The organism is Bradyrhizobium lupini (assembly GCF_040939785.1).
Lineage (GTDB): Bacteria > Pseudomonadota > Alphaproteobacteria > Rhizobiales > Xanthobacteraceae > Bradyrhizobium > Bradyrhizobium canariense_D.
The window spans coordinates 2,578,067-2,590,624 of sequence record NZ_CP162553.1 but is presented as its reverse complement, the minus strand read 5'-3'; the positions used below and the strand labels follow the sequence as shown (position 1 = coordinate 2,590,624).

Here is a 12,558-nt window from a genome sequence, read left to right as displayed (position 1 = left end):
ACTAGCGCAGATACTTCCACCGGAGCCTCACAATGCGAACCATCCCAGAGATAAAGGCCGCCGAAGGAGAGACGAGGGCATTGCGACGCTGGTTCCATGCTCATCCGGAGTTGGCTTTCGAGGAGACCGAAACGTCGGATCTCATTGCCACGACGTTGAAAGAATATGGCATCGAGGTGCACCGTGGCCTCGGTCGCACGGGTGTGGTCGGCGTGCTGCGCGTTGGTGACGGGAAGCGCTCGATTGGATTGCGCGCGGACATGGATGCCCTGCCGATGCAGGAACTCAACGGGTTCGCGCATCGGTCGCAGTATCCCGGAAAGATGCATGCCTGCGGTCATGACGGGCACATGGCGATGTTGTTGGGCGCTGCTCGCCATTTGGCACGTACTCGAGATCTCGATGGCACAATCGTATTCATCTTCTCCCCGGCGGAGGAAAATGGCTCGGGCGCGAAGGTGATGGTGGATGAGGGTATCTTCAGACAGTTTCCGGTCGACGCAGTCTTCGGTTTGCATAATTGGCCAGGCCTGCCTGTAAACAGCTTCGGCATTAGGTCTGGTCCGATTTTGGCGGGATGCACCAATTTTGACATTCGGATCATCGGGGTTGGCGCGCACGCTGCGTTTCCGCATGATGGAAAGGATCCCATCTTGACGGGTTCACAAATCGTCACGGCGCTCCAGGGCATCATCACCCGCAACAAGAATCCAATGGATGCAGCAGTATTATCTGTCACTCAGTTCAATGGGGGCGAGGCGAGAAACATCGTCCCAGATACAGCCAAACTTGCCGGCACCATAAGAGCTTTCGACGAGAAGACATTGGATCTCATCGAGTCCAGGATGCAGACGATCGTCCAAAATGTTTCCGCGGCATATGAATGTAGGGCGGAACTCACAATTAAACGCTATCCGCCCACGGTGAACACGTCGGCTGAAACACACTTTGCGGGGGAAGTAATGAAATCGATTGTTGACGAGGCGAGAGTGGACACGGACGTTGTACCGACAATGGGCTCCGAGGATTTCGCATACATGCTACAGGCGCGCCCTGGTGCCTTCGCATTTGTGGGGGCCGGGGACGGGGAGCACCGTGAGGAGGGCCACGGGCCGGGTCCCTGCGCTCTTCACAATACCAGTTACGATTTCAATGACGAGATACTCTCGTTGGGATCGACATACTGGGTAGAATTGTCGCGGCGGTGGTTAGGAGCGCGAACAGCCTAGTGGTCAATGCGGACGTTGTCGCACCGCGATTGATGCTACGGCACAGAAAGAGAGAGGCAGCGCCTTTCCACGAAAATAGCTCGCTTGGACTCGTATTTCGCGCCGCATCGATCACATGAATCTGGCCACAGCCAAGCGTCAGTATGGTGAGACAGGTACTCGGAACGGGAGGCTCGTTGTCTTATGTCGATTTGGATCGACATCCGCCGTCTTGCAAGGACAGTACGCGGCAGAATTCGGCTCGCTCGAAAAGCGCAATTTGATGCTGATGCTCTCTGCTGGTGGCTACTACCAATCGATCCGCCGGGTGTAAACATCTCGGAGGTATGTGAAATAGTAGAGTCTGAGCGAAAGAAAGTCCGGGCGAAAAAGCGCGTCCCCACCTAAAAAATGGCACGATCTGGATGCGACCTAATCGCCCGAAGAGCTGTGGCCATTTCGGCTCATGATGAGGAGGGGTGGGCTGGTTCTCACGCTTGCGCCGATAGCCTGATCAATTTGATCCGATCCACAAGCCAAGCGTTTCAACGGCCGCTCGATTGAGACGGAGTGCCCCTACTCGCAGGGACGGTTCGCGCTGGACGCGTTTTCGCAGAATTTCGGCTGCAAGGCCGGACTCTGAGGTGGGAATTTGCGGCGGAACCGGGTTAAGCTTAAGCCATGACAGCAGACACTCCACATGCATTGGGAATTCTCAAGCTCGAGCGCGGGGTGCCACCCGGCGCGACGCCACCGACTCCGCCGTGTGGCTCGATGCTGAATCCAGCCAGCTTCGACTTTCCCGTGGTCTACGAAACGGTCGAGGGGGCATGGGTTGAGAACGTCGTACGCGGGGATCCTTTGCTCGAGCCGGCTTTCATCGCGGCCGCGCGGCGTCTGGTGGAGCGGGGTGCCGTCGCGATCAGTTCGACTTGCGGCTTCTCTATCCGTCACCAGGCCGCGGTCGCGGCCTCGGTAAATGTTCCTGTGGGGATGTCTAGCCTGCTGTTGCTGCCAGCTTTGCTTCGGCAGTTGCCGCCGCTGGCCAAGCTTGCTGTTCTAACCTACGACTCCAAGTGTTGCAGCGAAGACCTGCTTGGACTTGACGACCCGAACGAGCGGGCAAGAGTCGTGATTGGTGGCATTGAAGGCGGCAAGTTTTGGCACGACGAGCTAAAGCGTCCGGCGCCGGCAACCGATGTGGCTGCCATTGAGGCGGATGTGGCCAGTTGCGTCGCCCGACTTCGCGACGCGCACCCGCAGATCGCGGTCATTCTATTCGAATGTGCTGCATTCCCGATCGTTGCTCCGGCAATTCGTCGTGTTGCGAGGCTGCCCGTCTACGACGTCGTTGGTCTCTGCCGGCAGATGATGGCGTCCGTTCCTTGAGGCCGTAGCTGCCTTGAACAGTCTCTACGGTCGCCCTTGATGCTATTCGGAATAAGCCATACAGATCGCACGTCATAGTCTCTCGCGGTCTCCGTGGAAAAACACGCCCTTTGATATACCTGCGGTCCTTGCGGGAGCGCTAAGCTTTGCATATTGCGAGACTGCCACTCGTATACATCTTTGCCTTGCAACCGATGCGACCTCAACCCCAAAGAAGCGCTGCGCTCAAAAGAGTTTTCGCCAGTATGCGCCCAGAGATGATCTGTCCGGATTGCTCGGCGGGGTTGCATAGCCGGTTCGGCAGCTTGCCTAGCGAAATTCAACGTGAAACCTGGCGAGATCGGCCGAAACATGCGCGACCGAGCTAAAACTGGTCGATTTCCTTCGTTGCAACGCGCTAGATTTTTCTTCTGAGAACTTACGGGCCCGAAAGTGCGAATAAGAGAGTAGACGGATGAGAGCGCGCACCAACAGCTTTCTATCGGAGTCCGAGCGTGATGCAGTGATCGAGTTAAGGCATGCGATGCATCGTGAGCCTGAACTCTCAAATGCCGAATGGAAAACACAGGAGCGGATTCGGAGCGTGCTCCAGCAATTTGGTCTCAACCAGACCAATACTTTCCACACGACCGGCCTCTACATCGATATTGAAGGCACGGCCTCCGGCCCAAAGCGCTCGATCGCGGTACGCGGCGATATCGACGCACTGCCGATCCAGGAGACGCGCGATGACCTCCCTTATCAATCACAGGTCAAGGATGTTATGCATGCCTGCGGCCATGACATGCACGGCTCGATCGCGCTCGGGGCTGCACTCGCATTCCATCGAATGCGCGACAACTTCGCAGGTAAAGTGCGCGTCTTCTTCCAGCCGGCCGAGGAGGCCGAGCCGCTGGGTGGACGCACTGTGCAGGATGAGAACCTGCTGGAAGGCTTCGACCACGCCGTCGGCTTTCACGTCGCTCCCGAGATTCCCGCTGGCAAGTTTGGCGCGCGCGAGGGTGCTGTAACCAAGTCGGCCGATCAGTTCAGACTTATCATTACGGGTAAGATGGCCCATGGCGCGGCGCCCCATAAGGGCGTCGACGCGATCGCAATCGCCGCTGCCTTCGTGAACGAGGTACAAAAAGTAGTCTCGCGCGAAATGCCACCCGATGACGGGGCGGTGGTCACAATCGGTACCATTCACGGCGGCGAGGCGACCAATATCATCTGCCCTTCCGTCGTTATGGAAGGGACGATCAGAACTCGCAGCCCAGAACGTAGGGGGCAGCTGTGCCAGCGCGTGCGGGAAGTGGCCGAAGGCGCCGCGGCGATGCACCGTGGCCAAGCGGAGTGCGTCATCCGCTCGGGTGAACCCCCTGTCGTCAACGATGCGGAGATGGTGAGGCGCTTCCGCCAAATCGTTCATGACACGGCCGGCCCTGATGGCTTCAATGCCAGCAAGGAGGTCACAGGTAGCGACGATTTCGGGTTCTACTCGGCGTGCGTACCTTCGATCTATTTTTGGTTCGGTAGCCGCTCGGCGGTCAACGGATCGCCCGTACATACGCCGACTTTCGGAGCCTCGGATGAGCTCATCATTCCGGCGACGGAACTTGCCGTCAAATACATTCTTGATTTGCTGAATACCTGAGATCGGTCGCAACGAATGCCGAGGCAAGACGTCTTCCGGTTGAAGAGCGCCGATTTACCCATGCCGCATGCGAGGGCACCCCATGCCTGATCTGCCGACTTATCGCCCGACTCACCGGTGCATGGAGGAGCGGCTCCGTCCTCGTCTTCATCGAAGTCTGCTGGCCTACCAACACGAAATGAAGTTGAGGTGCTTACGGCTTCAGCCTTGTGAGGGCGCTCAAGCTCTGGAATGACGTCTGAAGCTGCTTCGTGGCCGCAACTCGGCCCTGCGCGAGGCGACACGACCTTACACCTTCCGAACACGTTCGTTGTCGTCCTCGCGGCGGAGGTACTGGCCTCCCCTTTATGGGGCGGCCGCTTTTCCTATCGCCACCTGAGATATCCATCGGCGTCATGCCGGATCCTCTTTGAGAGTGCCCATGAACAGCTCGATCTATGCCGGCCCCGTATTCGAAATGGCCAAGCAGCAATTCGTGCATGTTGCCGATCACCTGCAAATACCGGAAATGGACAGAGATCGACTACTCTACCCGAAGCGCGCAATCGCCGTATCGTGCCCATTCACAGGGACGATGGCCGTACAGAGGTCTTTCAGGGCTACCGGGTCCAACATCACCTGACGCTCGGGCCGACCAAGGGTGGAACGCGATTCGCGCCCTCCGTGGACATCGGCGAGGTCGCCGCTCTAGCCGTTTGGATGAGCTGGAAATGCGCGTTAGCGGGCCTTCCCTATGGCGGAGCAAAAGGGGGGATTACCGTTGATCCTTATGCGTTGTCGCCGCGCGAATTGGAAGCTCTATCGCGACGGTATATGCAGGAGATGATCCCTTTCGTCGGTCCGCATACCGATGTCATGGCCCCTGATATGGGCACTATCGAGCAAGTCATGGCGTGGTTTATGGATACCTATTCGATGTATCAGGGGCAGACCGTCAACGAGATCGTCACCGGAAAGCCCGTATCGGCTGGAGGTACACTCGGTCGCCGCGAGGCAACAGGACGCGGCGTAGCCTATCTGGTCGGTCGCGTGCTTGAAATTCTCGGCATTCGCGCCGATGGGGCAACGGCCATTGTGCAAGGGTTTGGCAACGTTGGGGCCATAGCAGCCTATGCCCTGGCTGAAAGAGGTCTAAAGATCATCGGCGTTAGCGATCACACGGCGGCATACTTTGATCCCGGCGGTCTCGACCTTGCCGCCCTACACAGCCATACTTCCGAGCATGGCCACCTGGCCGGCTTTTCCTCTCAGAGCCTCATTGCCCCTCGGAGTTGCTCATTCAGAAGTGCGATGTCCTCATACCGGCTGCAATCGAGCAGGTCATTACGGGCCGGAATGCCGGACAGCTCAAGTGCCGAGTTCTAGCCGAAGGAGCAAATGGTCCAACCACGCCTGAGGCCGATGCAATCCTGCACACACGAGGCGACGAGATTTTCGTTTTGCCCGATATCCTTTGCAATTCGGGGGGAGTCATCGTCAGCTATTTCGAATGGGTGCAGGACCTCCAGCGACTGTTCTGGGAGCAGGCGGAGGTATTCGATCGTCTGTACCGGATCCTCGAACGCTCGTTCCAGCAAACCATAGCGCGCGCGAAACGCGATCGGATCTCGAATCGAATGGCAGCAACCGCCATCGGAATTGACGTGGTGCAAGGAGCAAAGCGAACCAGAGGTCTCTTTCCCTGATCACGTTGTCCTTTGGAACGGACGAGCTTGATAGGTCATCGAAGAACTGCAGGGCAAAACGCAATCATGAGCCAGCAGATCGTGGTGCCCAAACGGATATCCGTATGAAAACTGCCTTTTCCCGCCGAGGCGTGTGTCGGACGTCTCGGCACGAACTAGTCGACCAACACAGTCGGGCCTCGAAACGGAAATTGGCGCTGAGTGCGTTGTCTTGGTGAACGCTCGGCTGATCTGATCGTACCCGAGCATTACGGTCTGCCTACGCCGACTTCGCCGATCACTCTGCGGAAGTCGCGACCGTTTCGCTTCCGCTCGCGGTGACGCTTTGCTGGGCCGGACCCTTCTATTGTCACTACCCGACTGGCCTGGGAAAGCGAGCCAGGACATTTGGCGTGATCGCGGAAACCCGCCGACGGTAGCCCTCAATTGCTGCTGTCCAAGAGCACGCAATTGGGGCCGTTCCGCAGCAACCTGCGCCGCGTTGAAGGCCTTCGCAGGGCGAGAACGACCAGGGCGCTCGATCTGAAACAGAGCGATACTGGCTACTTGGCAGATATCGAACGAACACCCCAACCTTCTTCGAAATCGAGCTTCGGATGACGGTCGAAAGGACCATCGCACGATGTACGGAATGGGATCACGGCTCGGTTGCCCCCTACAATAACGTAAAGACGCTGTATCTGGCCGTTGGACGCAGGATTTCAGCCGCCACAAGCTCGTCATTGCTGAATACTCGTCCGGGAAGTCCGTAGTATTCCGTGACGAGCGGGAATTGCGTGCGTTTTGAGGATTGGCGAAGGGCGGAAGGTTGCACAGTCGCCGAAACGGTGCCCAGAGGGTCGCCGCCGATCATCCGACCAGGGTGTTTTCGGTCGAGCTGCCCAGGAAATTCGACGTTGCTTTGCCGGTCGTGGCGAGGAGACGTGCTGGTCGGCGAACGAGCGGGACCAGGTTCGGCGCGATCGTTGGGCAGCCGTACGCGCCCCGGAATTGCAACCTACTCAGGGCCGTCCGCGGCTCCCCGAACGTGTCGCTCCTTGGACGAGCAAGCAGAACAGTCGATTTCGCTTGAGCTGAAACGGATGAGGTTGGACATGATAAAGAGGCGAACATTCCTGCAAGTGGCAGCTACGGCCACAGCCGGGGCGCTAGCTGCGCCCTACGTCCACGCTGAGTCGAAGAAATTTTCCGGCATCACGTTGCGCGTAAACGGATATGGCGGGCTTTACGACGAAGCCCTCAAAAAGAGCGTGACCGCGCCCCTTGAGGAGAGATACGGGCTCAAGGTTCAATTCATTGCCGGCACGACATCAGCCGACTTTGTCAAACTGATCGCCAATAGAGACAATCCGCCTTATGACCTGTTTATGGGTGATAGCCCGAACATGGTCGAACTCACCAAGGCGGGCATGATCGAGGAGATCAGAGCGTCGGAGGTCCCGAACGTCAAACGGATTCTCCCGGACTTTCGCGAATTCGGGCAATTCGGAGTGCCATTCAGCGTCGCTTCGGTTATTCCAGTCTACAATTCAAAGTACATCAAGCAGCCGATTGCTTCCTACTCGGATATTGCGCGACCTGATCTGCTGGGGCGCGCGGTTGTTATGGCTTCCGCCACATACGGCAGCCTTCTGACCCTTCTGGGCTTGGCCGACGAAAATGGCGGCTCGATCGAAAACGTAGAGCCTGCGTTCAAAGTGATGAGCGCCGCGAAGACAAATATCGTCGCACTCGCGCAGACAAATGTCGCCGAGATCCAGATGTTTCAAAACGAAGAGGTGTATGCTGGCATATTCTGGGATGGTCGCGCTCACGAACTGAGGACCAAGGGCCTTCCCATTGTCACTGTTGTGCCGCCTAAGGGAGTTTACTCGGTCACCACCTACATCAACGTGGTCAAGGGTATTAAATACCCTGAAGCCGCATACGCCTATGCCGAGCAGTTGTTGTCCGATGAGGGCGTCCTCGGTGTACCTCGGGCGCTCCGGTACGGAGTAACAACCGACGTTGCTCTGCCAGAAGAGCTTCGCCAGGACCTGTTGTTCAATTCGCAGGCACGCATTGCTTTGAAAAAGAAAGTTGATTGGGAGAAACTTATAGCGAACCGCAGTGCTTGGACCGAGGAGCTGAACAAGATCATCCGAAGGTAGCTGGCCGGTATCGCTGTGATGTTTCCGGGGTTCGTCGATACCGCGGCGTCATGAATAGTTGTTACCAATCCCGAAGGGTTTGATATGGAGGAGCCTCTTGCCAGTCGCCGGGTCCTCACCCCTGCGCTCCTGCTAGCCCCAATGATCTTGCTGCTCGTGATATTCTTGATCGTGCCCACGTTCGGATTGCTGAGGGCCAGTTTTCTGTCTGAGAGTCACCTTCTCGATGGAAGCGGCTTTAGTCTGAAGCAATATATCCGCTTCTTTTCCGACTCCTATTACTCTTCGGTGCTATTCGAAACGTTTGTCGACGGGATTATCGTCAGCCTGGTTTGCTTGGCAATTGGATTCCCCACCGGGTACTCGCTTGCGCGGCTTTCGCCTCTGGCAAGGCGGTGGCGCATCATTATCGTCATCATGCCGCTAACGCTTAGCCTTGTGGTCATTGTATTTGGGTGGTTGATCATTCTTGGACGTAATGGAGTGATCAACGCACTCCTCTTAAGTTCCGGCATTGCTTCTTCGCCGAAGCAGCTTCTGTTTAGCCGGCCAGCGGTGATAACTGTCCTGGTGCAACAATTCCTTCCATTCATGATCTTGTCCGTCATGAGTGTGGTCACTCAAATAGATCCAGTGCTTGAGCACGCCGCCGCCAATCTACGCGCCAACCGATTGGCGACCTTCCGCAAAGTTGTCATTCCGCTCGCGCTTCCGGGCATATTTGCCGGCTTTAACCTCGTTTTCGTGCTCTCGATCTCGGCGTTCATTACTCCCCGGCTTATCGGCGGAAACCGCGTCGCGATGCTCGGTAGCCTCATCTATGAGCGCATCATGGCAGAACTGAATTGGCCCTCCGGCGCGGCAATGGCGTTCATTCTGCTCGTGAGCGGACTTGGGGTCACAGCGGCGCTGAATGCCCTCGCTGCGTCTCGTGTGGTTACGAAAGGAGGGCGCTATGCGCGTTGATCTTATCGACCGGGCAATGGCGGCGTCCGGGGCGGCCGTCCGCGCGATCGTGTACACGATGCTTGCGCTGCCAGCACTTCTGGTGATTGTTTGTTCATTTACCAGCGGTGACTCGTTGAATTTTCCGCCGACCGGCTTTTCCATGCGCTGGTACCGAGAGGCGTGGCAGAACGAATTGTTTATGACTGCGCTCTGGACGAGCACGTACATTGCCGTGCTTGTTTCCACGATGGCACTAGCGATCGGCTTTGCTGCCGCATTTGCAATTAATCGTTTCGCATTTCCTGGCAAAGGGTTCCTGCAAGCGCTCGCCTTCTCACCCCTGATTGTTCCGGCAGTCGTGCTCGGGATCGGTCTGTTGCAGCTCTTCGCCAAGTTGAACCTTACCCAAACGATATATCCCTTGCTGCTAGGCCATCTGGTACTTGCCATCCCCTACGTGATGCGCACCATCCTTGCGAGTCTAAGCTTGCATAATCGCGTACTCGAGGAGGCAGCGATGAATCTACGCGCCTCGCCTTTGAAGGTCATTCGGCGCATCACTCTGCCTCTCATCCTGCCTGGCCTTTTGTCGGCTGCGATCTTTGCCTTCGTTACATCATTCGGAAACGTTACAGTTTCCGCATTCTTGACTTACGGTGGCCACGTCACCTTACCAGTACAGATATTCACCTACGTCGACACCAGCTATGACCCGCTGGTTGCCGCGGTATCCAGCCTAATGATCGTGATAACACTAGTCATTATCCTGGTGATCGAGCGCTTGATCGGCGCCGACCGGGTCGCGTAGTCGGAGGAGAGATGCTCGCCTTGTCGGAAGGAAAAGAAGACGCCGTGTCCGAAAGCAACGACTTTGTCGTGGAATTGCGCTCTGTTTCCAAGCTCTACGGCGATGCGGCTGCGGTAGCAGACATTTCGCTCAAGGCTCGGCGAGGGGAACTTCTCTGCCTGCTTGGCCCATCGGGGTGCGGCAAAACGACGACTCTTCGCATGGTCGCGGGATTTGTGGAGCCATCCTCCGGCAGTATACACATTAACAACATCGATATGACGCATCAACCGCCTTATCGACGCGATACCGGCATGGTGTTCCAGAGTTACGCGCTTTTTCCGCATATGACGGTTGCTGAAAACGTGGCGTTTGGTCTGGAGAATCTGAGGTGGCCGCGTGAGAAGCGCGACAAGCGTGTTGAAGAAATGCTCGAACTTGTCGAGTTACCTCATTTCGCTCAACGCCTGCCGAGCCAGTTATCGGGCGGTCAACAGCAACGCATCGCTTTAGCTCGCGCGCTAGCAATTAAACCGGCGGTGCTCCTGCTCGACGAACCATTCTCGAATTTGGACGCGCAGCTACGAGTTCGAATGCGGGAAGAACTCCAGGAGGTAGTCAGATCTGTCAACGTTACCACCTTGTTCGTAACTCACGACCAAGAGGAGGCGTTGACAATGTCGGATCGGATTGTCGTCATGAATGCCGGGAAGGTTGAGCAGATTGGAACGCCCGGCGAAATCTACGAAACGCCCGCCACGCCATTCGTCGCCAAGTTCATCGGCTGGTGTTCGCTGCTGAAGGGGACGGTCGACGATGCGGGCGCTTTCACGTCGACTGCTGGCCTTCGCATCATCGGGAAGTGGAGTGCTGGCCCTGCTACAGTGGTGATCCGGCCGGAACAACTTAAGTTGTCGGCCGATGGCGCTGCCGGCCAAAGGCAGCAGGCGCGCGTCCTCCATTCTCACTATCTGGGAGGCGCAACACGCGTTGTACTTGATGTCAATGGAGAACAACTCATAATGCAGGAGCGTTTTCCCTTTGGACGTCATCCGCAGCACGGAGACGTGCTTGACATTGCTATCAGCACGGACAACTTGCGCCTAATTGGGGACGCATAAGAGGGCGGCTTGAACGACTCGCGCCCATTCTGGAACAGGAGCCTGGGAAGGGCTCTCAAGCGCGCGCTCCTTCCGACTGCTCAACGAGGTGTCCCAGGGCCTGATGAAATATGCTGGTGCTCATAAGAGCTCCACGAGCCAAAGGTCGATAGAAGTGGACCTTCAGTGTGGCGTGTTCCTGAGAAGCTGTGTGAGCCTTCGGGACCATGGGGTTAACCGATCCGCGGATGTGGTCTGGAACCCAACGGCAATCGCGAGTCGATCTTGCTCGGGCCAAGCAACGGGCTCGTCCGCCTCGATTTGGATGCCACTCGGCAGCCATCCTATCGCGACGCGGAGAGTCGGACTGCAAGTGGGTGTGATCACGACTCTGTTTGTCGTTCGTTGAGAGATAGTCGAACGCTGAAAGGAGATGGCAGCGGACGACGTCGAATATCTCCTCGACGGGAACATGTTCATCGGTTGCACCCATTCCGCGCGGGGCCGGACCGTAGACAACGGCGGGGATCCCGCGGTTGCGCCACAGCCGCGCATCGGTGCTGCCAAGCCCCGGTATAAGCTGCGGCGGTGCCCCGGCGATCGTTTCGGCGTTTTTTGCAACAATTTCGACGAACTCATGGTTGGGTTCAGTCCAGTTTGGCTCGCTGGACATCATGATGTCGTAGCTGAAGCAGTGCGTTTCGCGGAGCTTTTCAATGTGATCCAACGCATCCTTGATGACCACGCCCATCGGGAGACGAAAGTCGACTTCGAACGTGCATTGGGAAGCGATCATGTTGACGTTGGTGCCGGCATTGATCCGACCCACGTTCATCGTCACGCGTCGCGCGTTCTCGGAAGCCCCCCGGCCGAAAGCGCGGTCGTATGTTTCCCCGGCCTCGATCAAGGCCGCGACGATGCTGGGCGGCTCCTGGAAGTCGAATTCCGCAAACTTGCGTAGATCTGCAATGACGGTCGAGGCCTGATCCACCGCACTCGGGCCCATGTGTACGTAGGCGCCATGTCCGCCGTGCGTTTCAACCTTGAAACGCAGCCACAACATCCCCTTCTCACCGAGGCGCACCGTATGGCGGCTGCTCGGCTCGCCGACGAGGACGGCGGTTCCTGTGATCTCCTCCGGGCAGACGTCGAAGAGGTGACGGGTGCCATTGGGCCCGAACGTTTCTTCGTCGGAGACGACGGCCAGGGTCAGGCGTCCATCGAGCTGCCCGTCGGCCATCGAACGCGCGTAAGTGTACGTGACGATCGATGCCACCGTTCCGACCTTCATGTCGGCCACGCCGCGCGTAAATCGCGCCGTCGCGCTCCTGCGCCGCCCAGGGATCAATGCTCCATTGCCCCGGATCGGGCACCGGAAACACGTCAATATGCCCATTAAGGACGAGGTGCTTGTCATGCCGGCCGAAGGTCGTCGTCCCGACGAGATTTGGCATCGTTTCGTCACGGTTTTCCATGCGGTAGGGGACGTCCCGTGCGTCGAGGAAGTCACGGACGCACTGCATGGAGGAGCGCGTGTCGCCGGGAGGGTTCGGCGATTTTGCCCTGACGAGGTCTCTCACGAATTTGGCGATCGCCTCGCGATCCTCCTCGATTTTCGCGAGCAATGCCTGCCGTTTGGTTTTGTTCACCTTGGA

8 protein-coding genes and 1 pseudogene are annotated in these 12,558 nt (G+C 57.5%); 8 read left to right on the top strand and 1 reads right to left on the bottom strand.

From position 1 onward, the window contains the following. Window positions 1–32: 32 nt before the first annotated feature. The 8 genes and pseudogenes from AB3L03_RS12395 to AB3L03_RS12360 all read left to right on the top strand — a co-directional run bounded on the left by AB3L03_RS12395 (window position 33) and on the right by AB3L03_RS12360 (window position 10,924). Complete coding sequence (locus AB3L03_RS12395; protein ID WP_368508684.1) at window positions 33–1,229, top strand: M20 aminoacylase family protein; 1,197 nt, start codon at window positions 33–35, stop codon at window positions 1,227–1,229. A gap of 753 nt (window positions 1,230–1,982) precedes the next feature. After that, complete coding sequence (locus AB3L03_RS12390) at window positions 1,983–2,597, top strand: hypothetical protein (protein ID WP_368508683.1); 615 nt, start codon at window positions 1,983–1,985, stop codon at window positions 2,595–2,597. A gap of 454 nt (window positions 2,598–3,051) precedes the next feature. Then, the gene (locus AB3L03_RS12385) at window positions 3,052–4,233 is read left to right on the top strand and encodes a M20 family metallopeptidase (protein WP_368508682.1); all 1,182 of its coding nucleotides are present in this window, start codon (window positions 3,052–3,054) and stop codon (window positions 4,231–4,233) included. Between the two features lie 421 nt (window positions 4,234–4,654). Continuing rightward, a pseudogene (locus AB3L03_RS12380) lies at window positions 4,655–5,918 on the top strand (Glu/Leu/Phe/Val dehydrogenase). A gap of 1,037 nt (window positions 5,919–6,955) precedes the next feature. After that, window positions 6,956–8,068, top strand: a complete 1,113-nt coding sequence (locus AB3L03_RS12375) for an extracellular solute-binding protein (RefSeq protein ID WP_368508681.1) — start codon at window positions 6,956–6,958, stop codon at window positions 8,066–8,068. Window positions 8,069–8,209: 141 nt separating this feature from the next. Beyond that, window positions 8,210–9,034 (top strand): ABC transporter permease, encoded by an 825-nt coding sequence (locus tag AB3L03_RS12370; RefSeq protein ID WP_158091497.1) that lies wholly within the window; start codon window positions 8,210–8,212, stop codon window positions 9,032–9,034. After that, window positions 9,024–9,824, top strand: coding sequence for an ABC transporter permease (locus tag AB3L03_RS12365; RefSeq protein WP_368508680.1), 801 nt, complete (start codon window positions 9,024–9,026; stop codon window positions 9,822–9,824). Before AB3L03_RS12370 ends, AB3L03_RS12365 begins: the two co-directional genes overlap by 11 nt. Before the next feature lie 11 nt (window positions 9,825–9,835). Further along, entirely contained in the window at window positions 9,836–10,924 is a 1,089-nt protein-coding gene (locus AB3L03_RS12360; RefSeq protein WP_085348465.1) for an ABC transporter ATP-binding protein, read from the top strand. A 55-nt stretch (window positions 10,925–10,979) separates the two neighbouring features. On the opposite strand, the gene AB3L03_RS12355 is transcribed toward AB3L03_RS12360, so the two are convergent. Next, window positions 10,980–12,194, bottom strand: coding sequence for a M20/M25/M40 family metallo-hydrolase (locus AB3L03_RS12355; protein WP_368509043.1), 1,215 nt, complete (start codon window positions 12,192–12,194; stop codon window positions 10,980–10,982). Window positions 12,195–12,558: the final 364 nt, after the last annotated feature.